25 protein-coding genes are annotated in these 25,005 nt (G+C 68.6%); 11 read left to right on the top strand and 14 right to left on the bottom strand.

Annotated elements, in window-relative coordinates:
- Positions 1-146: 146 nt before the first annotated feature.
- Positions 147-1,604, top strand: coding sequence for an NAD-dependent succinate-semialdehyde dehydrogenase (locus AB0F86_RS11995; RefSeq protein ID WP_356985877.1), 1,458 nt, complete (start codon positions 147-149; stop codon positions 1,602-1,604).
- A 94-nt stretch (positions 1,605-1,698) separates the two neighbouring features.
- Here the strand turns inward: AB0F86_RS11995 and AB0F86_RS12000 are convergent, their stop codons facing one another.
- On the bottom strand, positions 1,699-1,992 hold the full coding sequence (locus AB0F86_RS12000; RefSeq protein WP_133733847.1) for a chorismate mutase: 294 nt from the start codon (positions 1,990-1,992) through the stop codon (positions 1,699-1,701).
- A gap of 335 nt (positions 1,993-2,327) precedes the next feature.
- On the opposite strand from AB0F86_RS12000, the gene pcrA reads away from it, so the two are divergent.
- Complete coding sequence (pcrA, locus tag AB0F86_RS12005) at positions 2,328-4,925, top strand: DNA helicase PcrA (RefSeq protein ID WP_225278637.1); 2,598 nt, start codon at positions 2,328-2,330, stop codon at positions 4,923-4,925.
- A gap of 88 nt (positions 4,926-5,013) precedes the next feature.
- On the opposite strand, the gene AB0F86_RS12010 is transcribed toward pcrA, so the two are convergent.
- Together AB0F86_RS12010 and AB0F86_RS12015 are read right to left on the bottom strand one after the other, a co-directional pair.
- Entirely contained in the window at positions 5,014-6,405 is a 1,392-nt protein-coding gene (locus AB0F86_RS12010) for a DUF1731 domain-containing protein (protein WP_356985876.1), read from the bottom strand.
- A gap of 56 nt (positions 6,406-6,461) precedes the next feature.
- Positions 6,462-7,529 (bottom strand): M23 family metallopeptidase, encoded by a 1,068-nt coding sequence (locus AB0F86_RS12015; protein WP_225278639.1) that lies wholly within the window; start codon positions 7,527-7,529, stop codon positions 6,462-6,464.
- 514 nt (positions 7,530-8,043) lie between these two features.
- Here AB0F86_RS12015 and sucC point away from each other — a divergent pair.
- The 6 genes from sucC (at position 8,044) to purH (ending at position 15,287) form a co-directional block, all read left to right on the top strand.
- Positions 8,044-9,210: an ADP-forming succinate--CoA ligase subunit beta gene (sucC, locus tag AB0F86_RS12020; protein WP_067485387.1), complete on the top strand. Its 1,167-nt coding sequence runs from the start codon at positions 8,044-8,046 to the stop codon at positions 9,208-9,210.
- Positions 9,211-9,222: 12 nt separating this feature from the next.
- Positions 9,223-10,140, top strand: a complete 918-nt coding sequence (gene sucD, locus AB0F86_RS12025; protein WP_067485390.1) for a succinate--CoA ligase subunit alpha — start codon at positions 9,223-9,225, stop codon at positions 10,138-10,140.
- Positions 10,141-10,341: 201 nt separating this feature from the next.
- Complete coding sequence (locus tag AB0F86_RS12030; protein ID WP_356985875.1) at positions 10,342-11,379, top strand: DUF5336 domain-containing protein; 1,038 nt, start codon at positions 10,342-10,344, stop codon at positions 11,377-11,379.
- A gap of 115 nt (positions 11,380-11,494) precedes the next feature.
- Positions 11,495-13,012, top strand: a complete 1,518-nt coding sequence (locus tag AB0F86_RS12035) for a DUF6350 family protein (protein ID WP_356985874.1) — start codon at positions 11,495-11,497, stop codon at positions 13,010-13,012.
- 56 nt (positions 13,013-13,068) lie between these two features.
- A complete protein-coding gene (gene purN / locus AB0F86_RS12040; RefSeq protein ID WP_356985922.1) occupies positions 13,069-13,725 on the top strand; it encodes a phosphoribosylglycinamide formyltransferase in 657 nt (218 codons plus the stop codon).
- Complete coding sequence (purH, locus tag AB0F86_RS12045) at positions 13,722-15,287, top strand: bifunctional phosphoribosylaminoimidazolecarboxamide formyltransferase/IMP cyclohydrolase (protein WP_356985873.1); 1,566 nt, start codon at positions 13,722-13,724, stop codon at positions 15,285-15,287. The genes purN and purH overlap by 4 nt, the downstream gene beginning before the upstream one ends.
- Before the next feature lie 56 nt (positions 15,288-15,343).
- On the opposite strand, the gene AB0F86_RS12050 is transcribed toward purH, so the two are convergent.
- From AB0F86_RS12050 to rpmB, 5 genes are all read right to left on the bottom strand, one after another.
- Entirely contained in the window at positions 15,344-15,775 is a 432-nt protein-coding gene (locus tag AB0F86_RS12050) for a hypothetical protein (protein ID WP_255494972.1), read from the bottom strand.
- A 68-nt stretch (positions 15,776-15,843) separates the two neighbouring features.
- Positions 15,844-16,101 (bottom strand): 30S ribosomal protein S18, encoded by a 258-nt coding sequence (rpsR, locus tag AB0F86_RS12055; RefSeq protein ID WP_067485410.1) that lies wholly within the window; start codon positions 16,099-16,101, stop codon positions 15,844-15,846.
- A 32-nt stretch (positions 16,102-16,133) separates the two neighbouring features.
- Entirely contained in the window at positions 16,134-16,439 is a 306-nt protein-coding gene (gene rpsN, locus AB0F86_RS12060) for a 30S ribosomal protein S14 (protein WP_181696730.1), read from the bottom strand.
- The gene (rpmG, locus tag AB0F86_RS12065) at positions 16,439-16,609 is read right to left on the bottom strand and encodes a 50S ribosomal protein L33 (RefSeq protein ID WP_011211511.1); all 171 of its coding nucleotides are present in this window, start codon (positions 16,607-16,609) and stop codon (positions 16,439-16,441) included. The genes rpsN and rpmG overlap by 1 nt, the downstream gene beginning before the upstream one ends.
- 8 nt (positions 16,610-16,617) lie before the next feature.
- Positions 16,618-16,854 carry a 50S ribosomal protein L28 gene (gene rpmB / locus AB0F86_RS12070; RefSeq protein ID WP_067485415.1) on the bottom strand — a complete coding sequence of 79 codons (237 nt, stop codon included), beginning with the start codon at positions 16,852-16,854 and terminating at the stop codon, positions 16,618-16,620.
- Positions 16,855-16,958: 104 nt separating this feature from the next.
- Between rpmB and AB0F86_RS12075 the strand changes: the two genes are divergently transcribed.
- The 3 genes from AB0F86_RS12075 to rpmF are packed head-to-tail and all read left to right on the top strand — an operon-like array spanning position 16,959 to position 18,706.
- On the top strand, positions 16,959-18,263 hold the full coding sequence (locus tag AB0F86_RS12075) for a GTP-binding protein (RefSeq protein ID WP_356985872.1): 1,305 nt from the start codon (positions 16,959-16,961) through the stop codon (positions 18,261-18,263).
- Positions 18,260-18,526 carry a type B 50S ribosomal protein L31 gene (locus AB0F86_RS12080; protein WP_225278644.1) on the top strand — a complete coding sequence of 89 codons (267 nt, stop codon included), beginning with the start codon at positions 18,260-18,262 and terminating at the stop codon, positions 18,524-18,526. The genes AB0F86_RS12075 and AB0F86_RS12080 overlap by 4 nt, the downstream gene beginning before the upstream one ends.
- Positions 18,527-18,529: 3 nt before the next feature.
- Complete coding sequence (rpmF, locus tag AB0F86_RS12085; RefSeq protein WP_067485420.1) at positions 18,530-18,706, top strand: 50S ribosomal protein L32; 177 nt, start codon at positions 18,530-18,532, stop codon at positions 18,704-18,706.
- A gap of 123 nt (positions 18,707-18,829) precedes the next feature.
- Here the strand turns inward: rpmF and AB0F86_RS12090 are convergent, their stop codons facing one another.
- The 6 genes from AB0F86_RS12090 to AB0F86_RS12115 all read right to left on the bottom strand — a co-directional run bounded on the left by AB0F86_RS12090 (position 18,830) and on the right by AB0F86_RS12115 (position 24,939).
- Positions 18,830-19,054: a hypothetical protein gene (locus tag AB0F86_RS12090; RefSeq protein WP_067485421.1), complete on the bottom strand. Its 225-nt coding sequence runs from the start codon at positions 19,052-19,054 to the stop codon at positions 18,830-18,832.
- Between the two features lie 496 nt (positions 19,055-19,550).
- The gene (locus AB0F86_RS12095; protein WP_181696727.1) at positions 19,551-20,330 is read right to left on the bottom strand and encodes an MHYT domain-containing protein; all 780 of its coding nucleotides are present in this window, start codon (positions 20,328-20,330) and stop codon (positions 19,551-19,553) included.
- A complete protein-coding gene (locus AB0F86_RS12100) occupies positions 20,323-20,940 on the bottom strand; it encodes an ATP/GTP-binding protein (protein ID WP_067485925.1) in 618 nt (205 codons plus the stop codon). The genes AB0F86_RS12095 and AB0F86_RS12100 overlap by 8 nt, the downstream gene beginning before the upstream one ends.
- Positions 20,930-21,301: a DUF742 domain-containing protein gene (locus AB0F86_RS12105; protein WP_067485423.1), complete on the bottom strand. Its 372-nt coding sequence runs from the start codon at positions 21,299-21,301 to the stop codon at positions 20,930-20,932. Before AB0F86_RS12105 ends, AB0F86_RS12100 begins: the two co-directional genes overlap by 11 nt.
- Before the next feature lie 6 nt (positions 21,302-21,307).
- Complete coding sequence (locus tag AB0F86_RS12110) at positions 21,308-21,712, bottom strand: roadblock/LC7 domain-containing protein (protein WP_181696726.1); 405 nt, start codon at positions 21,710-21,712, stop codon at positions 21,308-21,310.
- Positions 21,709-24,939 carry an ATP-binding protein gene (locus tag AB0F86_RS12115; RefSeq protein ID WP_356985871.1) on the bottom strand — a complete coding sequence of 1,077 codons (3,231 nt, stop codon included), beginning with the start codon at positions 24,937-24,939 and terminating at the stop codon, positions 21,709-21,711. The genes AB0F86_RS12110 and AB0F86_RS12115 overlap by 4 nt, the downstream gene beginning before the upstream one ends.
- Positions 24,940-25,005 lie beyond the last annotated feature (66 nt).

Consider the following 25,005-nt stretch of genomic DNA (forward strand, 5'->3'; position numbering starts at 1 on the left):
TCCCCGAGGTCGGGATGTACGGGGCTGGGGATGCGGTTATGGCGGCATTCGAGTTGGTGGCCGAGGGTGGGTTCGGGTGGTCCTTCCGGGTTATTCGTGTGGCGTTTGGCGGCTTCTCGGCCGGGGGGTCGGCATAGGGTGGGGGCATGGTTTCTGAACGGGATGTGATCGAGTTCGTACCAAAGGGTTTGTGGATCGGGTCGGGGCCGGTGGAGGCTACGGGCGGGGCCACATTTCCCGTGCACAATCCGGCCGACGGGTCGGTGATCACCGAGGTGGCGGATGCGACGCCCGAGGACGCGATGCGGGCGCTCGACGCGGCGGTGGTGGCCGGGCGGGAGTGGGCGCAGACGCCGTCGCGGGAACGCGGCGAGATCCTGCGGGCGGTGTTCACCGAGCTCACGGCGCGGGCCGAGGAGTTCGCGTTGCTGATGACGCTCGAGATGGGCAAGGCGCTCGGGGAGAGCCGCAACGAGGTGCGCTACGGCGCCGAGTTCTTCCGGTGGTTCAGCGAGGAAGCGGTGCGGGTGCACGGGCGGTATCTGCACGCGCCGTCGGGCACAGGGCGGATCATGGTCGCCAAACAACCGGTTGGCCCGTGCCTGGCGATCACGCCGTGGAATTTCCCGCTGGCCATGGGCACCCGCAAGATCGGTCCGGCGCTGGCGGCCGGCTGCACGATGATCGTCAAGCCCGCGTCGGCGACGCCGCTGACCATGCTCGCGCTGGCCCGCCTGTGCAGCGAGGCCGGGCTGCCCGACGGTGTGCTGTCGGTCGTCACAACCAGCCGTTCCGGTGCCGTCACGGGCCCGCTGATCGACGATCCGCGCCTGCGCAAGCTCACCTTCACCGGGTCGACCGAGGTGGGTAAGAAGCTGGTCTCGTCGTCGGCGAACCGGCTGCTGCGCACCTCCATGGAACTGGGCGGCAACGCGCCCTTCGTGGTGTTCGACGACGCCGACATCGACAGCGCGGTGGCCGGTGCCATGCAGGCGAAACTGCGCAACGGCGGGGAGGCGTGCACGGCCGCCAACCGGTTCCACGTGCAGCGCGGTGTCGTCGCGGAATTCACCGAGAAGCTGGTGGCGGCGATGACCGAATCGGTGGTGCTCGGGCCGGGGACGGACGCGTCGACGACGCTCGGCCCGCTGGTGAGCGCCGAGCAGCGCGAGACCGTCGCCGAACTCGTCGACGACGCGGTGAATACCGGCGCGAAGCTGTTGCTCGGCGGGGAGACCCCGGTTGGGCCGGGCTGGTTCTACCCGGCCACCGTGCTCGCCGAAGTTCCGCCCGCCGCCCGCATCCTGCGCGAGGAGGTGTTCGGTCCGGTCGCGCCGATCGTCGCCTTCGACACCGAGGAGGAGGGCGTCGCCGCCGCCAACGACACGCAATACGGGCTGGTCAGCTACGTCTACACCCGCGACCTGGATCGTGCGCTTCGGGTGTCGGAGGCGATGGAGACCGGCATGGTCGGCGTGAACCGGGGTGTCATCTCCGACCCGGCCGCGCCCTTCGGCGGCGTCAAGGAGTCGGGCTTCGGCCGCGAGGGCGGGACCGAGGGCATCGAGGAATACCTGGACACGAAGTACATCGCCCTCACCTGAGCGAAAAAAATAACCGCCCCGGGGATGTTGTCGCACCCGGGGCGGCTTTTCGTGAGCGGCGATCTGGACGACCGCCGCGTGGTTCGAGTTCGGCCTAGCGGCCGAGACGTCCGCGACCGAGGCGGAGCAGGAGCATGGCGAGGGTGTGACCCTCCTGGCCGAGCTCACTGAAGCGTTCGAGCACTTTCATCTCACGGCTGTGCACCAGCCGGGGCCCCCCAGAGGCCATCCGGGTGCGCCCGATGATCCGCGAAATTTCGCTCCGGCGTTTGATCGCGGCGAGGATGGTGGCGTCGAGTTCGTCGATTTCGAGGCGAAGCTTCTCGATCTCCGCCTCCGATTGCGGCAGTGCCGCCTCTGACCCGGCGGTTGTAGCAGGGGTGCTCATCATTCATCTCCTCGTGTCAGAACTGGGATCGGTCGATACGGACGTCGTGTTACCGATCTGTTCCTTCACCCTGAAAAACTTTCCGGCTGGGCGCCTGCCGCCACGATATCGGATCGATTGCCGATCCGGACAGGCGAAGCGGCGCTGACCACGCGGCCCAGTCTGCCACGGGTCGGTAGGTATGCAAAACAGTTGTGTTTGTGAATCCGCTGAGAACATTCACACGGGTGGGTACGACACCCGTCGTCATCCGGTTCACCCGCGGTTTGCCGGCCGGTGGCCGCGCCGACGGCGGTTGGCCGCTTGTCGGTGCCCGCCGGTAGCGTGGACAGACGATGGATATCACGGTCGCTCCCTCCGCAGACGAAACATCGTCCACCGCGCCGAACACCCCGGTCGCGGCACCAGACAGCACCGCCGCACCGCAGGGTGACGGCGGTGGCGGTGGTGTGGCTCGCAGCGGTCTTGCCGAGGCGGCGGCCCGGCACAGCGCCGAGCAGGAACAGCGCCGCAAGGAGCGCGAACAGCGTCGCGCCGAGGAAACCGAGCGGCTGCTCGACGGGCTCAACCCGCAGCAGCGCGCCGCCGTGGTGCACGCCGGTTCGCCGCTGCTGATCGTGGCGGGAGCGGGCTCGGGCAAAACGGCCGTGCTCACCCGCCGCATCGCCTACCTGCTCGCCGCGCGCGGAGTGCAGACCGGGCAGATCCTGGCGATCACATTCACCAACAAGGCTGCTGCCGAGATGCGGGAGCGGGTGGCCGGGCTCGTCGGTCCGCGCGCCGCGAGCATGTGGGTATCGACTTTCCATTCCAGCTGTGTGCGCATTCTTCGCATGCAGGCGGCTTTGCTGCCGGGTCTGAATTCGAATTTCTCCATCTACGATGCCGACGATTCGCGCCGATTGCTCACGATGATCAGCCGGGATTTCGACATCGACACCAAAAAATATTCGGCGCGGCTGCTGTCGACGGCCATCTCCAATTTGAAGAACGAATTGATCGGGCCCGAACAAGCCGCCCGCGACGCCGAGGCCGACGACACCGAACTGCCCGCACTGGTCGCCCGCGTGTACGGCGAATACCAGAAGCGGCTGCGCGCGGCCAATGCCCTCGATTTCGACGATCTGATCGGTGAGACGGTCGCGCTGCTGCAGAACCACCCGCAGGTGGCCGAGTACTACCGGCGCCGGTTCCGGCACGTTCTCGTCGACGAGTACCAGGACACCAACCACGCCCAGTACGTGCTGGTGCGCGAACTCGTCGGCCACCACGGCGATTCCGGCGACGAGCAGGTACCGCCCGGCGAGCTGTGCGTCGTCGGCGACGCCGACCAGTCCATCTACGCCTTCCGCGGTGCGACCATCCGCAATATCGAGGAATTCGAACGCGATTTCCCCGACGCCGAAACCATTCTGCTGGAGCAGAACTACCGCTCCACCCAGCACATCCTGTCGGCGGCCAACGCCGTGATCGCCCGCAACGAGGGCAGGCGTGAGAAGAAGCTGTGGACCGATTCCGGTGAGGGCGAGCTCATCACCGGCTACGTCGCCGACAACGAACACGACGAGGCATCGTTCGTCGCGAAGGAAATCGACCGGTTGGTCGACGCGGGCGAGGCCACCTACGGCGATGTGGCGGTGTTCTACCGCACCAACAACAATTCGCGTGCGCTGGAAGAGATCTTCATCCGCATGGGGCTGCCGTACAAGGTGGTCGGCGGGGTCCGCTTCTACGAGCGCAAGGAAGTGCGCGATGTGGTGGCCTACCTGCGCGTGCTGGAGAACCCCGACGACGCCGTGAGCCTGCGCCGCATCCTCAACACCCCGCGCCGTGGGATCGGCGACCGTGCCGAAGCCTGTGTCGCGGTGCACGCAGAGCAGCGCGACATCGGTTTCGCGGCGGCCCTGCGCGACGCGGCCGACGGCAAAGTGGCGCTGCTCAATACCCGTGCGCAGCGGGCCATCGCCGGTTTCCTCGACCTGCTCGACGAGATCCGGGCGGCCGGACAGCGCGCCGACAGCGAGTACCCCGATGTCGGCAATGTGGTCGACGCGGTACTCGACCGCACCGGCTACCGCGCCGAACTCGAGGCCTCCGACGACCCGCAGGACGGCGCGCGGCTGGACAACCTCAACGAATTGGTCAGCGTCGCCCGCGAATTCAGTTCCGAGGCGTTCAACAACGCCGAGGCCGCGCGCGAGGAGGGCCTGCTGCCCGAGGTGGGCGACGGTGAACCCGAACCCGGTTCGCTCGCGGCGTTCCTCGAACGGGTGTCACTGGTCGCCGATACCGATCAGATCCCGGACGAGGGCTCCGGGGTGGTCACCATGATGACCCTGCACACCGCAAAGGGCCTGGAATTCCCGGTCGTTTTCGTCACCGGCTGGGAGGACGGCCAGTTCCCGCACATGCGGGCGCTCGGCGATCCGAACGAGCTGGCCGAGGAACGCAGGCTCGCGTACGTGGGCATCACCCGCGCCCGTCAGCGGCTGTACCTGTCACGAGCCGTGGTTCGGTCGGGCTGGGGGCAGCCGGTGTCGAACCCGGAATCGCGGTTCCTGCAGGAGATTCCGCAGCATCTGCTGGATTGGCGCAGGCTCGAACCGGTGGTGTCGCCGGTGCAACGTGGTCGCAGGCGCGGCGAGGACAGCGGGTTCGATCGGGACTGGACGCGTGGCGACGGCTGGGACCAGCGGCCGGGCGTGCGCGGCGGCACCGGCACCCGCAGGCCGGCGCCCGGCGGTGCGGTGAAGCGCAACAACACCGATCTCGTTCTCGCCGTGGGCGATCGGGTCACCGACGACAAGTACGGCCTGGGCCGGGTGGTCGCCGCCGACGGCGTCGGCCCACTGGCGACCGTCACCATCGACTTCGGCACCGCCGGAAAGATCCGCTTGATCCCCCAATTCAGCCGAACCATCGTCAAGTTGTGAATTGGCGGCCAACCCACTGAACCACCTCCCCGCCCTCACGGTCCGACGTGAGCCCGACTGCCAACAGTCGAGCTCCCCGACGGCACGCTCAATTCGCGGGGGTGCGGGGCAGTAGGTCGGTGAGGGCCTCGTCGAGGGTGGGGTACTGGAAGGTGAAGCCGGTCTTCGGCAGCACCTCCGAGGTGGCGTGGCGGCCGGTGAGACCGAGTGCCGGATCCGAGCGCAGCACCACGGCGCCCACCGACAGGATCGCTTTTGGTGTCGGCGGGGCCGCCGGGCGATGCAGGAGTCGGCGCAGCGTCGCCATGAGTTCGGCATTGCGGACCGGGTTCTCGGTGGCGGCCACCAGGATGCCGTCGGGGATGCTCACCTCGGGGTCGAGTCCGATGCAGGCCCGCACGATGCGCAGCCAGTCCTCGATGTGGATCCAGCTGAACCATTGGTCGCCGGGGCCGACCCGTCCGCCGAGCCCGGCCTTGGTGAGCTGGCTCAGGCGTTTTAGGGCTGGGGCGTCCGGATCGAGCACGATGGATGTGCGCAGGATGGTCCAGTGCGCGGCCTGGGCCGGGTCGAATGCCTGCTCCCACGGCTCGGCGACGCCGGTCATCTGCGGCAGCCCTTCGGGCACGGGTGTTGTTTCCGTGCAGCGCGTTTCGCCCGCGTCCGACCAGATGGCGGTGGTGCTGGCCTGCACCCAGTAGTCGACCGGGGTGTCACGGGTGCGGGCGGCGGCGACCAGTGCCGTGGTGGAATCGACGCGGCTGCTGCGCAGTTCGGCGATATTGCGTTCGGTCGGCCTGCAGTCGACGAGTTTGCCCGCCAGGTTGACGACCGCGATCCGGCCGGGTTCGCGGAGTTCGGCGGCCCAGGCACCGACCGAGCGGCCGTCCCATTCGGTCTGCCGGAACGGTATTCCGGGGTTGCGGCGCCGGGTGAGCAGGGTGACGCGCTGACCACGGCAGGTGAGGTCGGCGGCGATCTGCACGCCGAGCGCTCCGGTGCCACCGGCGATCACCACGTTCAGGGCGTCGTCGGCCGGGACGAGGCCGGCGAGCCGGGCCAGGCGCGAGAAGTTCACGCGGGCTCCGGTTTCGATGAACGGTCCGGCCGCCGCCCGCATCGCCGCTGCGGACACACCGCTGAAGCGCAGTTCCTGAGTGACCTCGGTTCCACCAGCGCGCGGTTCGAGCCGCCAGGTGAGCACCATGCTTCCGGCGGGCTCGGGCTGCTCGATGGTCAGCTCACGTTCGGGCACAAGAGTTGTCACGGTGAACGGGGCGCCGAACCGCTCGTGCACGCGCGAGGCGAGTTTCCCGTTGGGCACATAGTCACCGGTCGCACCGACGGCGACAGGCCCGTGCATCCGCACCGCACGCACGCCCGGATTCCATTCCGGCCACTGCGTGAGATCCCCAAGCACCGCCCACACCGATTCCGGTGGCAGGGCAATGAACTGCGTGTACTTCGTCGTACCAGCCATACGAAAACGCTACCCCGCTAACGGGAAAGCGGAACCGTGCTGCTGGTCACCCGTCCTCAGTCGCGCTGGGCGCCCAGGCTGATACCACGGGTGGCGAGCCACGGGATGGGGTCGATCTTGTCGGTGCCGTTCTGCCACACCTCGAAGTGCACGTGCGGGCCGGTGGAGAAGCCGCGGTTGCCCATGGTGGCGATCTGGTCGCCCGCCATCACCCGTTCACCCTGCGAGACCGTCGCGGTGTCGATGTGACCGTAGATGGTGACGGTGCCGTCGTCGTGCAGGATGCGCACCCACATGCCGAAACCGGAGGCGGGGCCCGCTTCGATGACGGTGCCGTCGGCGACCGCGTAGATCGGGGTGCCGATCGGACCCGCCACGTCGATGCCGAGGTGCTGCACGCCCCAGCGGGCGCCGAACCCGGAGGTGTAGTTACCGGTGGTGAATTTGGCGAACAGGGGTCGCAGCTTGGCGGACTCCTGGGCGGCCAGGTCTTCGGCGAACTTCTGGCCCTTGGCGAGGATGTCGTCGAAGTGGCTCATGTCGGCCACGGCGGTGGCGTCGAGTACCTGCGGCGACGAGCCGGTGACGTGGTCGGCGACCTCGGTGGTGCTCATCGATTGGGCGGCGATCTCGTGGATCTGACCCGCGGCTTCGTAGTCGACGCCGGAGTCGGCCTGCTGCGGGGAGGCCATGGCGGCCTGGCCGGCCGCGACGACCGCGCCCGCGGCGACGGCGATGACGGCGGCGCGGCCCTTCAGCGCGGTGGGCGGTGCGGGCACGCGGTGGGCACCGCCACGCCGCTCGGCGCGACGCGGTTCGGGTGCCGGGGTCTCGGGTTCGGCGGGCGCCCAGTCTGTTTCGTAGGTGCCGGAGTCGTAGGAGCCCGACTCGTCGGCGGTCCATTCGTCCTCGGCGGGCGTCCACGCGGCGTTGTCGGACCAGGCGTCGTTCCCGGACCAGGAGTTCTCGGTGTGCCAGGAATCGGTGCTCGGCCAGGCGGGCTGCTGCGGCTGTGGCGCGGCGGCGCGGGGGCTGCGCGGGTGCGAGGTGAACTCGTCGGCGTACCGGTAACGGCGGCCTGAGCTGTTGCGATCTTCAACTGGGAAGGTGGAGCGGTGGTTCATCGGCTACGCCTGACGTTCCTCAAGCTTGTCGTCCTCCTCAGTCCTGACCTGCCAGTCGTGACCTGGTTGTCGTGACCTGGTTGTGACATCGACCGCATTGACGGTAACGAAGCGATTGCAGAGTGGCAAGCGCTGGTCGAGAACCTACACTTGTCTGTGAGATTCGTCACCGTATTGCTGCAGAATAACTCACCGATTCGCGACACTTCGGGTGAGGTCGATCGACGACATAACGTAGTAGATGGCGGGGTGTTCCCCCTTTAGGTGTTCCGACCTGCCACGGCACCGAAAAACTACTCACCAGTAGCCTTGGCCAGCGGTTTTGGTGACCTCCCCGCACCCGTCGTGACCTGCGCCACTTAGGATGAATGTGGTCGTTTAGCCCTCCCCGTGACTAGTTAGAGTCCGACCGACCCGCTAGCTGACCCCTCGAGCGACCTGCAACCAGTCGCTACGGCAAGTCGGGCCGCCAACAAAGACGTTGTCATAGCAACGCAGACGAGACGGTGAGTACATGGATCTCTTCGAATATCAGGCGAAGGAGCTCTTCGTTAAGCACGGAGTGCCTTCGTCCGAGGGTCGTGTTTGCGACACGGCCGAAGAAGCACGCGCCATTGCCGAGGAAATCGGCAAGCCGGTCATGGTCAAGGCGCAGGTCAAGGTAGGCGGTCGCGGCAAGGCGGGTGGCGTGAAGTACGCCGCCACCCCGGAAGACGCGTTCACCCACGCGCAGAACATCCTCGGCCTCGACATCAAGGGCCACATCGTCAAGAAGCTCCTGGTCGCCGAGGCCAAGGACATCGCGGAGGAGTACTACATCTCCTTCCTGCTCGACCGCTCCAACCGCACCTACCTGGCCATGTGTTCGGTCGAGGGCGGCATGGAGATCGAAGAGGTCGCGGAGAAGACCCCCGAGCGTCTGGCCAAGATCCCCGTCGACGCCGTGAAGGGTGTCGACCTGACCTTCGCCCGCGAGATCGCGGAGAAGGGCCACCTGCCCGCCGAGGTGCTCGACGCCGCGGCCGTGACCATCCAGAAGCTGTGGGAGGTCTTCACCAAGGAAGACACCACCCTGGTCGAGGTCAACCCGCTGGTGCGCACCCCGAACGACGAGATCCTCGCCCTCGACGGCAAGGTCACCCTGGACGAGAACGCCGAGTTCCGTCAGCCCGGCCACCTCGAGTTCGCCGACGTCGACGCGACCGACCCGCTCGAGCTCAAGGCCAAGGAGAACGACCTCAACTACGTCAAGCTCGACGGTGAGGTCGGCATCATCGGCAACGGCGCCGGTCTGGTCATGTCGACCCTGGACGTCGTCGCCTACGCGGGCGAGAACCACGGCGGCGTGAAGCCGGCCAACTTCCTCGACATCGGCGGCGGCGCTTCGGCTTCCGTGATGGCCGCGGGGCTGGACGTGATCCTCGGTGACGCGCAGGTCAAGAGCGTGTTCGTCAACGTCTTCGGTGGCATCACCGCGTGCGACGCCGTGGCCAACGGCATCGTCGGCGCGCTGGAGGTGCTCGGTGACGCGGCCACCAAGCCGCTGGTCGTTCGCCTGGACGGCAACAACGTCGAAGAGGGTCGCCGCATCCTCGCCGAGGCCAACCACCCGCTGGTGACGCTGGCCCAGACCATGGACGAGGGCGCCGACAAGGCTGCCGAACTCGCCGCAGCGAAGTAAGGAACAGCGAACATGTCCATCTTCCTGAACAAGGACAACAAGGTCATCGTCCAGGGCATCACCGGCGGCGAGGGCACCAAGCACACCGCGCTGATGCTGAAGGCGGGCACCAACGTCGTCGGTGGCGTCAACGCGCGCAAGGCCGGTACCACGGTCAAGCACACCGACAAAGACGGCAACGAGATCGAGCTGCCCGTGTTCGCTTCGGTGGCCGAGGCCATGGAGAAGACCGGCGCCGACACCTCCATCGCGTTCGTGCCCCCGGCCTTCTCGAAGGACGCCATCATCGAGGCCATCGACGCGGAGATCCCGCTGCTCGTGGTCATCACCGAGGGCATCCCGGTGCAGGACTCCGCCTACGCGTGGGCCTACAACGTCGAAAAGGGCGAGAAGACCCGCATCATCGGCCCGAACTGCCCCGGCATCATCACCCCCGGTGAGGCGCTGGTCGGCATCACCCCGAACAACATCACCGGCAAGGGCCCGATCGGCCTGGTGTCGAAGTCGGGCACGCTGACCTACCAGATGATGTACGAGCTGCGCGATTTCGGTTTCTCCACCGCGATCGGCATCGGCGGCGACCCGGTCATCGGCACCACCCACATCGACGCCATCGAGGCGTTCGAGAAGGACCCCGAGACCAAGATCATCGTGATGATCGGCGAGATCGGTGGCGACGCCGAAGAGCGTGCCGCGGCCTACATCAAGGCCAACGTGACCAAGCCGGTCGTCGGCTACGTCGCGGGCTTCACCGCCCCCGAGGGCAAGACCATGGGCCACGCGGGCGCGATCGTGTCCAGTGGTGGTGGCACCGCGCAGGCCAAGCAGGAAGCGCTCGAGGCAGCGGGTGTGAAGGTCGGCAAGACGCCGTCCGCCACCGCCGCGCTCGCTCGCGAGATCCTGGAGAAGGCGTCCATCGCCTCTGCCTGACCCGCAAATCACATTGTCGAAGGCCGCTTTCAGGTTTAGCCTGGGCGGCCTTCGTCGATTCATCCACAGGCGGTGGTTTATCCACAGCCTGCATCGGTAGGTGATGACCGCGGGCGTGGCGTGCAGTAGCGTCAGGTATCGGATCAGGCACCAGTCAGTTCGACGCGACCGATGCGCACGACTCGACAAGGAGACGACGACATGTCCTACCCGACAGGGGGCTCCGGGTACAACGCACCCGCGACACCCGCCGCGCCCACACAGGGCCCGAGCACCGGAGCCGCCGCGGCTGCGTCCGTGGACGACGGTGGCGCCAAGGGGCTGCCCTTCATTCTCACCGCCGCGGGCGCCGGACTCGGTGTTGTCACCTTCCTGCTCGGCTTCGCGCCGTTCATCGGTTTCTCCCTCGGGGCGAAAACCGAGACCAGCAGCATGTTCGATTCCAGTGCGGGCGGTTACGCGGCGCTGATCCTGGCCGCCGCGATCGTGGCCGGTCTGTCGCTGCTGCCCAAGCTGAACAACCTCCCCGTGGCCGTCGCTCTCGCCGCGGCCGGATTCGTGGGCGTCGTGGTGGCGCTCATCAGCATCGAGAGCGCGGAACTGCAGTGGGGCGCCTTCGTCGTCTCGGTCTTCGCCTTCATCGTGACCGTTCTGCTCGTGGTCGCGCTGCTGTTCCAGCTCGGCATCATCAAGCCGCCGGCGCCCAAGCCCGCGCAGCCGCAGCAGCCGGGCCAGTACGGCCAGTACGGCCAGCAGGGTTACGGCCAGCAGGGATACGGCCAGCCGGGTCAGCAGCAGTCCTTCGGTCAGGGTGGTTACGGCCAGGCCTCGACCGGTGGGCAGTACCCCACGCAGTCGCCCTACGGTCAGCAGAGCTCGCCGTCGATGCCGCAGGCACAGCAGCCGTCCTACGGCCAGCAGGGTCAGCAGCAGGGTTACGGTCAGCCGCAGCAGCAGTCGCCGTACGGCCAGCAGTACGGCGCCGCGCCGCAGCAGCAGCAGTCCTACGGTGGGGCTCCGCAGGCGCAGCCGCGTCCCGATGAGAGCGCCACCCAGACCTTCGGCGGCCAGCCGACCGGTCAGCCGGGTGGTCAGCCGTTCGGTGCGCCCAATTACGGTGGTGCGCAGCAGGGTTCGGCCCCGCAGCCCGGGCAGAGCCAGCCGTTCGGTGGCGAGCAGAACGCCGACCCGGCGGCCGACGCGACCACCGCGTTCCGTCCCAGCGACGACCAGAAGTAAGAAAACCGACGGCTGGTTGTGGCCCCAGGTTTCGATCGCGAGCCCACAGGTGTGCCTGTGGGCTCGCGGCGCGCCTGACCCGCGCTCGCCGGGGAAGCTGCCACGCTGAATTGTCATGAGCTCCCGTAACGCCCTCGTGCGCCGGACCTCCGGGTCACGCGGCGGGGAGACTACCGCCGCACCCTCCGGCCCGGAACACGCCTGGTGGTCGCTGCCACCGGACCGGGCGCGGACCCTGCTGCTCGTCGCCGCCCGGCCGACGATCTGCGCGCTGACGGCCATGATCGTCGTGGTGCTGCTGGTGATGCTCACCTCGGGCACCGAGCTCACCAGTGCGCCGGGCGCGGTCGCGGCGACCTGGCTTGCGGCCCATCAGATTCCGCTCACTGTCGGCCGGACCACCCTCGGTCTGCTGCCGCTGGTGCCGACCGTCGTGCTGGTGTGGCTGTCCGCCCGCGAATGCGCACGGGCCGTGCCGGACCGACCGACGCCGGTCGACCTGGGCTGGCTCACCGCCGCCGTACTCGCCGGGCCGCTCGTCATGACTTCGGTGTGCCTGGCCGTTGTCGGTGATGCCGCGGGCGTCACGCCACTCGAACCGCCCGGTGTCCTCACCGCTTTCGGCTGGGTGCTGGTGCTGTACCTGGCCGCGGCTGCCGCCGGGATCTGCGCCCGCGCCTGGGATTCGCTGTGTGCGCACCTCCCCGTTGATATCCCGGAGTGGGCGGTACTCGGTGCGCGCGCCGCCCGCCGCACCGTGCTGCGCATGCTCGGCTGCGCGGCGCTGGCGACCGTGATCTCGTTCTGCACGCACCTGTCCCGCGTCGGCGAGACGTATCAGCAGGCACACGATGTGACCGATGTGCTCGGGATGACCCTGCTCTCGCTGCTCTACCTGCCGAACGTGATCGTCGGCGCCGCCGGGATGCTCAGCGGCGCCGCGGTGCAGTTCGGGATCGGGTCGGTGGGGTTGTTCGGTGTGAGCGCCGGGCAGGTGCCGCCGGTGCCCGCGTTGATCCCGCTGCCCACCGGTCCCGCCTCCGCGTGGTGGCCGGTGCTGCTGCTCGTGCCGCTGGCCGTCGGCGTGCTCGGCGGTGTGGAACTCGGCCGTACGAGCGACGATCGCCCCGGTGCGCCGTGGGCGACGCTCACCTGTGCCGGCCTGTCGACCCTCACCTTCCTGATCCTGTCGATCCTGAGCAGCGGTCAGCTCGGCGCCGTCGGTTGGGTGGGGCCCGATCTGTTGATGCTGGTCGTGCTGATGGTCACCTGGTTCGGTTTCGGCGGCTTCGTCGGCATGGTCTTCGCCCGCCGCTTCCTCGCACCGGCCGTCGAATACGACGACTACTCCTACGACGAGGACGACGACTACTACTACTACGAGGACGACGAAGGCGAGCACGACGATCGCGACGACGACTACGCCGACGATCACGACTACGCCGACGACGACCACGAATACCCCGCCGAACCGGCCGTGGAAGTCGACGCCGAACTCGTCGAGGACATCGACGACGAACCCGAAGTGAGCATCGCCGCCCCCGGCTCGACGACCCCACCGACCGACGACATCGTCGACGCCGAGGTGGTGGAGCCGGACCTGCCGGAGGGTGACGGGGACACCGGTCGTTAAGCTCGACCCGGCGCATTGTCGATCGCCGCCACCCGACCACACGCAGGAGTAGAGCGCTGACGTCCTCGTTTGCCCAGTGGAAGCCCGCCCGGACCCCGGCCACCGTCGTCGTCCTCGCCTCGGGCACCGGCTCGCTGCTCAACGCACTGCTGGCCGCCGCCCGTGAACCCGGTTACCCGGCGAAGATCGTCGCCGTCGGTGTCGACCGGGTATGCCAGGCCACCGAACACGCCGAGGCCGCGGGCGTCGACCACTTCCGGGTCGCGGTCAAGGATTTCGACGACCGGGCCGCCTGGGACCGCGCGCTCGCCGACGCGGTCGCGGCCTACGAACCCGACCTGGTCGTCTCGGCCGGCTTCATGAAGATCGTCGGCCCCGCGTTCCTGGAACGCTTCGGTGGCCGATTCATCAACACCCATCCCGCGCTGCTGCCGTCGTTCCCCGGCGCGCACGGTGTGCGTGACGCGCTGGCCTACGGCGCCAAGGTCACCGGCTGCACGGTGCACCTGGTCGACGGCGGGGTCGACACGGGCCCGATCCTCGCGCAGGAGGCGGTCGACGTGCTGCCCGGCGACGACGAGGCCGCGCTGCACGAGCGCATCAAGGTTGTCGAGCGACGGTTGCTGGCGCAGGTCATCGCCGCCGTCGCGACGCGAGGCATTGTCTCCGACGGACGAAAGGCAGAGATACCAGATGAGCGAGCACACCGGTGAGTGAACGTAAGGCGATCCGCAGGGCGCTGGTGAGCGTCTACGACAAGACCGGGCTCGTCGAGCTGGCCACCGGACTGCACGCCGCGGGCGTGGAGCTGGTGTCGACCGGTTCGACCGCGGGCAAGATCGCCGAGGCGGGCATTCCGGTCACCCGGGTCGAGGACCTGACCGGTTTCCCGGAGACCCTCGACGGCCGCGTGAAGACGCTGCACCCGCGCGTGCACGCCGGCATCCTGGCCGACACCCGCCGCGCCGAGCACCTCGACCAGCTCGTCGAGCTCGGTGTCGAGGCGTTCGAGCTGGTGGTGGTCAACCTCTACCCGTTCACCCAGACCGTGGCCAGCGGCGCCGGTGTGGACGAGTGCGTGGAGCAGATCGACATCGGCGGTCCGTCGATGGTGCGTGCCGCCGCCAAGAACCACCCGTCGGTGGGTGTGGTCGTCGACGTCACCGACTACGACGACGTGCTCGCGGCCGTGAAGTCGGGCGGCTTCACCCTCGCCGAGCGGACCGCGTTGGCCGCCAAGGCTTTCCAGCACACCGCGAACTACGACGTGGCCGTGGCGAGCTGGATGGGTTCGGTCGCCGTGCCCGCCGTGCAGCCCGAGACCGAGCAGTTCCCGAGCTGGGTCGCCGGTTCGTGGGAGCGGGCGGCGGTGCTGCGCTACGGCGAGAACCCGCACCAGGCCGCCGCGCTGTACACCAGCAACGACGGCACCGTCGGCATCGCGCAGGCGCAGCAGTTGCACGGCAAGGAGATGTCGTACAACAACTACACCGACGGTGACGCCGCCTGGCGCGCCGCGTTCGACTTCGACGAGCCCGCCGTGGCGGTCATCAAGCACGCCAACCCGTGTGGCATCGCCGTCGGCGCCGATATCGCCGAGGCCCACAGCAAGGCGCACGCCACCGATCCGGTGAGCGCCTACGGTGGCGTGATCGCCGCCAACCGTGAGGTGAGCGTCGAGATGGCCGAGCAGGTCGCCGAGATCTTCACCGAGGTGATCGTCGCCCCCGGATACGCGCCGGGTGCCGTCGAGGTGCTGCAGCGCAAGAAGAACGTGCGCGTGCTGGTCGCCGAGCCGCCGCGCCGCAAGGGTGTGGAACTGCGTCCGATCAGCGGCGGTGCGCTGCTGCAGGACCGCGACGTGCTCGACGCCGCGGGCGACGACCCGGCCAACTGGACCCTCGCCGCCGGTGATCCCGCCGACGCCACCACGCTGGCCGACCTCGAATTCGCTTGGCGCGCTTGCCGTGCGGTGAAGTCGAACGCGATCCTGCTGGCCGACGACGGCGCCGCTGTCGGCGTCGGCATGGGTCAGGTGAACCGGGTCGACTCCTGCAAGCTCGCCGTGGAACGTGCGGGGGAGCGGGCCAAGGGTTCGGTCGCCGCCTCGGATGCCTTCTTCCCGTTCTCCGACGGCCCGCAGATCCTGGTCGCCGCGGGCGTGCGCGCCATCGTCCACCCGGGTGGTTCGATCCGCGACAAGGACACCGTGGAGCTGTGCAAGGAAGCGGGCGTCACGCTGTACCTGACCGGGGCGCGTCACTTCGCGCACTGAGTTCGCTTGCCCCGCAACGGGTGCCGCGCCGTCACGGTGCGGCACCCGCTGCTGTTTCAGGCCGCGTCGACGACCTGCCGGGAGCCCAGTGGCGCGTCGAGGGTGATCTCCAGCGTGCCGAGAACGGCCTCCATCGTGCACATCCGCCCGACGGCGTCGGCGGGGGTACCGGCACGCAGTGCGACGGTGACCGTGTCGGCCGTTTCGGTGACGGTGGCGTCGACGCCGTTGCACTGGGGATTGCCGGTCTGGAAGTCGACCGCGATGGTGGCCTCGCCCACCCGGCGCCACGCGGTGAACGGCAGTGGGCGTGGGTCGACCAGGTTCGGGTCGGCGGTGAACGGCCGACCGATGTCGGGCCCGGTGCTTTCCGGGCGGGTGTTCGTCGGTGCCGAGGTGGGTGTGGTGTCCCCGGAACTCGCGCAGGCCGGTGCGAACAGCACGGCCAGGCTCGCGACGAGGGCGAAGCGGCGCGACAGCGGTCTCATGGCGTCCACCCTAGCCACGGCACGAAAACGGCCCCGGAGCACCAGCTCCGGGGCCGTCTGTCACGAGCTCACTTGGTGGTCGTGAACGGCAGCAGCGCCATCTCGCGCGCGTTCTTCACCGCGACGGCGACCTGACGCTGCTGCCGCGGGGTCAGGCCGGTGACGCGGCGGCTACGGATCTTGCCGCGATCGGAGATGAAGGTGCGCAGCAGGTTGACGTCTTTGTAGTCGACGTACTCGATACCCGCGGCGATCAGCGGGTTCTTCTTCGGCTTGCGGCCCTGCTCGGCGCGTGCCTTCTTGGACGGTGCTCGCTTCACTGCCATGGGATTTTCCTTCTCACGAGATCAGTGGGTGTCTACCAGCTCGATTTGTGGACCCCAGGGAGCTCGCCCCGGTGGGCCATCTCGCGCACACGTATACGGGAGAGCCCGAACTTGCGGAGATGACCGCGTGGCCGGCCATCGGCTGCATCCCGATTGCGCAATCGTACCGGACTGGCATCGCGGGGCTGGGCGCGCAGTTCGGCCTGGGCCGCGGCGCGCTCGTCGTCGCCGGTGCTCGGCTTGCGGATGATCTCCTTGAGCTCGGCACGGCGCGCGGCGTAGCGCTCGACGATCACGCGCCGCTGCTCGTTGCGGGCGATCTTCGACTTCTTCGCCATCAGCGCTCCTCGCGGAAGTCGACGTGCTTGCGCACGACGGGGTCGTATTTGCGCAGGACCATCCGGTCGGGGTCGTTGCGGCGGTTCTTGCGGGTGACGTAGGTGTAGCCGGTGCCCGCGGTGGACTTGAGTTTGACGATCGGCCGCAGTTCGGTCGATTTCGAGGCCATGGGTGCTCCTAGATCTTGTCGCCGCGAGCGCGGATGCGGGCCACTACGGCCTCGATCCCGTCGCGGTCGATGGTCTTGATGCCCTTGGCGGAGACCGTCAGCGTGACGCGGCGGCCCTCACTGGGCAGGTAGTAGGTCTTGCGCTGGATGTTGGGGTTCCAGCGGCGGTTCGTGCGCCGGTGCGAATGCGAGACGGCTTTTCCGAAGCCGGGCTTGCGTCCGGTGACCTGGCAGTGGGCCGACATGCGACCTCCCTCCACGGTTATGACAACCATTTTCGACAATGCTTATTCCGCACTGTACCGTTGCCCTTGAAGTAAATGAAAATCGTTATCGAAAGGGGTACCGGGTGCTTGACCAGTCCGACCGGAGAACACCCGTGGTGCTGCTGGCCGGTTTCGCCGGACCCGCCATGACCGGCGTCGAGCACATCGCGGCGGTGCTGAGCGAGGATGCGGGCACGGTTGTCGTGCACCACGACCTCGCCGAACTGCGCGAGGGCGTGGTCCGGCGCACGGTGCGCACCGCGGGCAACGTGACAACGACGGTGCTCGAACTGGCGCACGGCTGCGTGTCGTGCACGCTGCGCGCCGATCTGCTGCCGATGCTGTGCACGCTCGCCGCCCGCGAACCGGTGCGGCGCATCGTGCTTGCCCTCGACCCGGCCATCGAGGCCGAGGCGCTGTGCCACGCGATCGAGACCGTCGAGGTGACCGGTGTCGCCGACCGGGTCGCCGGCCCCGCAGGCCGGAACGTGCGCATCGAGGCCGTGCTGACCTGCGTCGACGGCAACCAGTGGCTCGCCGACGCCACGGGTGACGAGGCACTGGCCGACCGTGGTCTCGCCTCCGCCGACGACGAACGAACCGTCGCCCAGGTGGCCGTCGGTCAGGTCGACTTCGCCGACGCGCTCGTGGTGCTCGCCGACGGTGTGGAGCCCCTCGACCGCGAACGCCTCGACGCGGTGCTCACCCGGCTGGCGCCCGGCGCACCGACCGCCTGGCTCGGCGACCTGTCCGGCTTCGACGCCGTGGAGGTGGGCGCGCTGCTCACCCGCGTGCCCGACGATGCCCGGCGCGGTCACATCTTCGACGCCCACGCGCCGCTGCTGCGCGGTCAGCCGCCGCTGAGCACCGACTGCGGTGTGTCGATCGTCGAGTTCGCCGCCCGCAGGCCGTTCCATCCGGCCCGGCTGCACGACGCCCTCGACGTGCTGTTCGACGGTGTGGTCACCGCGCGCGGCCGGATCTGGCTGGCTACCCAGCCCGACCAGGTGGTGTGGCTCGAATCGGCAGGCGGTGGGCTGCGCGTCGGCGGGGCGGGCAAGTGGCTGGCCGCGATGACGCCCGAGGAGCAGGCCGAGGTCGATCCGGCGCGGCGCGCGATGGCGGCACTCGGCTGGGACGACCGGTTCGGCGACCGCGATGTGTCGCTGGTGATCCTGGCCCACGACGCCGACCCCGCCGAGATCCGGCACGCCCTGCACTGGGCGCTGGTGGAGGACGACGAACTGCTGCTCGTCGATCGCGCCCCCGAGCGGGTCGCGTTGTGGGAGGACCCCTTCGGCGAATGGCACGAAGACCCGTGCGCCGACCCCGCCGAGGCTCCGGCCACGGCGAGCGAACGCACCAACCCGAGAGGAGAAACGGCATGAAAGCGGGCATCCACCCCGACTACCACCCGGTCGTGTTCGAGGACGCGAACACCGGCAAGAAGTTCCTGACCCGGTCCACGGCCACGAGCGACCGGACCGTCGACTGGGAGGACGGGAACACCTACCCGCTGCTCACCGTCGACGTGACCTCGGATTCGCACCCGTTCTGGACCGGCACCGCGCGCAACCTCGACACCCAGGGCCGGGTGGAGAAGTTCGAGCGCCGCTACGGCAAGCGTTCGCGCCCGGGCAAGGAGGGCTGAGGCATGGCGGTTCCCAAGCGCCGGATGTCGCGCTCGAACACCAGGAGCAGGCGTTCGCAGTGGAAGGCCGAGGCGCCCCAACTCGTCCCGGTGACCGTGGCGGGTGTCGAATATCGGGTGCCACGTCGTATCGTTGGTGCCGTACGGAAGGGCCTGATCGATCCCGCGCGGATCTCCTGACCTTCCCGAAGTGTTCGAGAGCCGGTTCGGAGGGGACAACCCGAAGCGGGGTATCGGACAAAATGCAACGGCCTGCCGGGGTGTGAACCCCGACAGGCCGTTGCCATGTCAGCCGGTTACTTCTCAGCCTTCTTGCTCGGCGAGGGCGACCAGTGCGACGGCGAGCTTGATGTACTTGTTGGTGCCGAGGTCGGCGATGGTCTTGATCTTCAGCGCATCGAGCAGCTGCTGATCGACGCCTGCGGCGAGCCCGGCGAGGGCCGACGGCGGCGCGGACAGAATTTCCTTCAGCGTCTTGTTCTCGTATTCCTTGTCGAGAACTTTGTCGAGCACCACGTTGACGGCCATGCGAACTCCTTCGAACGAACCTTGGATGTGCCGGGCGAGACGAAAGCGCCCTGCGGGGACGATAACCCGCGCGAGGCCCGGATGTGGGCCTAACGCACCGTCCGCCGTGTGAGCTGGGAAGCAGGGTGTCCAGGGGGCTTACTGGCCACCTGTAATGCCTGGTCAGGGGCCCGCCCGGGAGGCCGGGGCAATCGCCCGGTTACCGGTGTGACGCATGCCACGTGGACTTGCCGCTCCGGAAAGCTTGCCAAGCGATTGCTGAACGCCCAGATACCAACTCGGGGTTTGTTTTTCGGCACAGGAAAATTCCTGAATGACTGATGCGGAGTCCTGCACGGGTATGTACTCTCGTGCGGGAGGGCGGGTTCTCCTACCAAGGAGAACCCGCTCATCGCCACTTCAGGGGCGGTTTTCGCTCGAATCCAGCACCGCGGGACCGCATTCGGGCAGCGGGGCGCAAGACGGTAAAGATTCCGGCAAACCGGACGTTAGCCAGTTATCGCGCACCGACGGTTTCGGCCTTCTCGGCAGCCTCGATGGCGTCGCGCCGATCGGGCGCCACCAGGATCGCCGTGATGGGCACCGTGAGGCCGAGCGAACCGAGCACGAACATCGGGAACACCAGGTCGAACAGCTGCAGCCCGTCGGGCGTGCGCGCACCGGGGTTCACGTCGAATTCCAGCGCGCCGACCGCCGTGTAGTACAGCGCCGCGACCCCCACGGCGAACAGCAGCGACAGCACCACGCGCAGGCCGATCAACCGCACCGTCTGACCGGCCCACAGCACGCCGGTGCACAACGCCATCGACATCAGCAGTACGAGCCCGATGAGGCCTAGCGACTCCGCCACGGTGCCCTGCACCGCGAGTGCGTCCAACGTGAGATAGGTCGACAGGCCGACGCCGAGCCCCATCGTCAACCCGCCGATCACCAGCCGAGGCAGATCGAGACGCCGCCCGCCGATCAGGAACCCGGCGAACACGGCGATCACCGCGATGGCGGCCGAGGCCGTGCCGAGGGCCAAGTTGTAGCGCACCGCGCTGCCCTCGACGTGAATGCCGAGCAGCGCGACCGAATTCGCCAGCCACAGACCGACACCACCGAGCGAGACGGCGGCCATCGTGAGCCACACGATGCGGAACCGCACCGAGTACTTGGCGTGGCGTACACACGCGAAGGCGACGACCGCGCCGACGGCCGACAGATCGAACGCCAGCCACGCCACGCCCGTACCGCGACCGAACACCTCCGCTCCGGTCGCGAGCAGATCAACCACGCCTGCCAGCTCCTTCGAACTGCTGCGGCTCGAGCTGGGCGATGGCGTATTCGGTCACCGCCGCCAGCGCCTGACGGACCTCGACGGCGTTGCGGGCGTCGATGTCGACGATCGGGATGCCCTCGCGCACCGAGAGCGCTTCGCGCAGTTCGGCGATCGGGAAACGCGGGGCGTTCGGGAAGCGGTTCACCGCGATCAGGAACGGCAGCCCGCGCGCCTCGAAGAAGTCGACGGCGGCGAAGCTGTCTTCCAGCCTGCGGGTGTCGATCAGCACCACCGCGCCGATGGCGCCGCGGATGAGGTCGTCCCACATGAACCAGAACCGTTTCTGGCCGGGCGTGCCGAACAGGTAGAGCACCAGGTTGCCCGGCAGCACGATGCGGCCGAAGTCCATCGCGACGGTGGTGGTCTCCTTCTCCGGTGTCTCGGCGAGATCGTCGATGCCGTCGGAGAAATGGGTCACCATCGCTTCGGTGCGCAGCGGAACGATCTCCGACACCGAGCCGACGAAGGTCGTCTTCCCGGCGCCGAAACCGCCCGCCACCACGATCTTCGTCGAGGCGACCCGTTGCTCGGGTGCCTGCTGGCGCGGTGCGCCCTCAGAGGCCACGGAGTCCACGCAAAGTCCTCTCCATCAGTGATCGGCGTTCGTCGTAGCTCGCCTGCTCGGTCAGCGTCGAGTGCACTCGAAGTATCCCGCCCACAACGAGATCGCCGATCATCACCCGGACCATACCCAGTGGGCGTGACAGGTATGCCGCGATCTCGGCGACCGAGAGGCGATGTGTGGCCAGGCGCACTATCTCACTGCGTAAATCGCCTGCGGGCCATTCCAAGTGTGCGGTATAGGAGACCGTCTCCACGACCGCCTCGAGTGGCAGCGCGATCGCGGGTTCGGTGCGGCCTGCGGTCAGGGCATAGGGCCTGACGCGTGTGGTCGGCCGGATTTCGGATCCGTACGGGCTCGACATCTCACCTCAGCCGGCGGAGCGGGCGGTGGCGGTGACCGCCGAGCCCACCCGGTCGACGAGCAGTGCCATCTCGTAGCCGATACGGCCGATGTCATGGCTCTTGTTGGCCAGAACCGCCAGGTGCGAACCGTTTCCGACGCTCATCACCAGCAGGTAGCCGCGCTGCATCTCGACGATCGACTGCATCACCTTGCCGCCGTCGAACAGTTGCGCCGCACCGGCGGACAGGCTCGCCAGACCCGCGGTCACCGCCGCGAGTTGTTCGGCGCGGTCCGAGGGTAGATGCGGGCTGGTCGCCTGCAGCAACCCGTCGGCCGAGACCAGCACCGCGTGCGAGACGCCGGGCACGTCCCGGGTGAAGCGGGCGACCAGCCAGTTCAGATTCTCGTCTGTGGGGTGCGCGTTGCTCATTCGAGGCCTCCGTCGTTGTACTGGATCTCGGCACGGCCACTGCGGACGCCGCTGAGATGTCGGGTCAAGTTGTTGCGGATCTCCTCGGGATCGCGGGCGCCCGCTTCCTCGGCTGGTGCCAGTCCGCCGGGCACCAGCTGGGCGCCCGGTTTACGGATCGGCAGTCCACCGGAGGTGCGTGCGGAGGTCGGTGGCTTGTCCGCACTGGCCGCCGCCGTCCATCCCGCGTCGCCGGGGGAGCTCCATGATGCCCCGTTCGACGCGGATTCGCTTGCGGCTGTGGAAGGTTCGACGAGCCACTCGGAAACCATGCGCTGATAGATCGGCGTCGGCGCTTCACCGTTGACCGGCTGCAACCTGGTCGAGGACGTGGGGACCGGGTCCCCGGCGGTGTCCTCGACGGGCTCGGCCGACTCGGGCCGTGCTTCGTCGAGCGGCTGCAGGCGTGCGGGGGAATCCTGTCGCTGCGCCGAAGAGCTGGGCTCGTCGACCGGTTGCACGACGGCGGACGGGGTCTCCTCGGAGCGGTCGGCGTCCGAGCCGCTGCCGTCGAGCGGGTGGAGGCCGGTCGACCGGGCCGTGTCCGGGCCGGTGCTCGATCCGCTGCCGTCGAGCCGGTGGAGATCGGCCGAGGGCGCCGGATCGCGGCGCTCGTCGAGTGGACCCGAGTGGGAACGCTGTGTCGCGTCGTCGGTGTCGGCGCGGCTGCCGCCCGACCGTTGCGGGAGTGCCGACGGTGTCGCGTCGGCTGGATCGCGGCGACCCTCGGAAGGTCGTGGGTCGGGCGAGGCCTGCCCGCTGTCGAGTGAGCGCGGGTCGGCCGCATCGGTGCGAGCGCCGCCGAGCGGTTGCAGGCGCACGGGAGCGGCCGGGCTCTGCGCTTGACGCCCGTTCGAATCGTGCTGGGGCGCCTCGTCGGAGCGGTTGCGGGTAGGTAGGGGCCAGGCGGCCGTCGGCTGATCCGTGGTCGGCCGGACGGGCGGGGGGACCTGCCAGGACGCGGACGGGGTGCGCTGCGGAAGCCCGGTGTTCTCGGCCTTCGGCTCGGGTAGGTCCTCGACCGGGTGCTCGGCCCACAGCCCGCTCGGCGTCTCATCGACCGGTTCGGATTCCGGCGCTGCCGACGGAACCCGTTGCGGCAGACCCGCCTTGGTGAGCGGCGCGCGGTATTCGCTGGCGTCGTAGGCGCCGGTGGTCGAACCGTATTGCGGCGGCACGAGCGGGTTCGCCACCGGGCTCAGCGGGTTCGGTGCGCCGACCGGCATGATCGGATTGGGTCCGGTGATGTCGGCGGCCGTGAGCGCCGACGGGACAAGCGGATTCGGTCCGGTCGACACCAGCGGATTGGGCCCGGTGGCCGGACCCGAGGAGGGCGGCGGGGGAGCGACGAGCGCACTGGGCAGATGTACGCTCGCGGTGATCCCCGGCTGCGGCGCCGAACCGTTGGTGCGGCGCAGGCTCACGGTGATGGTGTGCCGCTTGGCGAGCCTGCCGACCACGAAAAGACCCATCCGGCGGGCGGTTTCGATGGTCACCTCACCACCGGAGGCGAGCCGCTCGTTGGTGGTGCGCAGATCGTCGGCCGACATGCCGAGGCCGCGGTCGGTGATCTCGATCAGGTACCCGCCGTCGACGGCCCGGCCGACGATCACCGCCACCGAGGTGCTCGGCGGCGAGTAACGCAGCGCGTTGTCGATGAGCTCGGCGAGCAGGTGCTCGATGTCGACGGCCGACTCACCGGCGACCACGCCGTCGGGCACATTCCCGATCTCGACGCGCTGGTAGTCCTCCACCTGCGACACCGCGCTCCAGAGCATGTCCGACAGCGGTACCGGCGGCAGATGACCACGGCGCAGCGCGGTACCGGCGAGCACGAGCAGGTTGTCGCCGTTGCGGCGCATGCGGGTGGCGAGGTGGTCGAGGCGGAACAGGGTCTGCAGGCGCGAGGGGTTGTCCTCGTCGTGCTCGAGTTCCTCGATGAGCGCGAGCTGCTGCTCGACCAGCGACTGGCTGCGCCGCGACAGCGTCTCGAACATGTTGCCGATCTGCAGACGCAGTCGCGCCTGGTCGGCGGCCAGGTTGAGGGCCTGTTCGTGCATCTCGTCGACGGCGCGGGCGAGCTGACCGATCTCGTCGGTGGAGTGCACGCCCACCGGCGCGATCTCGGGGGTCGCGCCGCCGCTGCGCACCACGGCGAGCTCGTCGGGCAGCTTCACGTGCGCCACCTCGAGCGCGTCGCGGCGCAACCTGCGCACCGGGACGACCAGGGTGCGCGCCACCGCGAGCGCCAGCGCGAGACCGGCGAGCAGCATGCCGAGGACCAGGGTGGTCTCGCGCAGCGCGGCGGTCTGGGCGGTCGAGGTGTTGAGGTCGAGGGTCTTGTCGATCTCGTCGAGCAGACCGGAGATGGTCGCCGCGTAGGTGTCGGCGCTGACCTGCAGGGTGTTGAGCACCGCCGCGTTGGTCGTCGGGTCGCCGTTGTTCTGGCTGAACACGCTGATCCTGGTCTGGACCGCGTCGAGCAGCGAGGCCATGCTGCCCGCGTTGCCGGGCAGGATCATCGCGTAGGTCTTGATCATGGTCTGCTCGGAACCGAGCTCGACCAGCATCCGCGCACGAGCGCTCTGGCTCGTTCCCGCGTCGGGGGACACGACCAGCGTGCGTTCCCGGGTGAGCACCCGACGCGCCTGGTGCAGCGCGGTGAGCTGCAGGAAGTAGCGCTGCACGACGTAGTCCTCGACCACCGGGGTCTTGGCGAGGGCGTTGCCGATGCGTTCACCGATCTCGTCGGTCTGTTCGCCGACCATCGCGGGCGATCCGCTGCGCACCGTATTGCGCAGCGTGGCGCCCGTGGTGGTCGCGGCGGTGAGTTCGTCGGCGACGGCCCGATCGATGCTCGCCATGCGCAGCGCGCTCTGTACCTCGGCGAGGGCTTGGTCGTAGGTGGTGAGCGCGGCGTCGGTCTGTGGGTCGGCGATCGCACCCCAGTTGGCGGTCGCGGCGACGGCGAGTTGTTCGGTGGCGGTGGCGAATTTGACGACGGGCCGGATGACGGCGGCCTGTTCGGTCGCCGCACCGAGTTGGGTCATGGTCTCGAGTTCGGCATTGATGCGCAGCACGGCGAACGTGGTCGCGAGCATCACCGGCAGCACGAGAACCACACCGACCTTGCGCGTTACCGACCAGTTCGACAGGCTGAATTGCCAGGAGCGCGATGCAGGTTCCATCCGCGTGCGTTGCCTCTGCTTCCACGTGTGACCCCGGCCCGCGCGGGGGAGGTCGCGGACCGATGC

It is taken from the genome of Nocardia sp. NPDC023733 (genome assembly GCF_040639775.1).
GTDB classification, from domain to species: domain Bacteria; phylum Actinomycetota; class Actinomycetes; order Mycobacteriales; family Mycobacteriaceae; genus Nocardia; species Nocardia rosealba.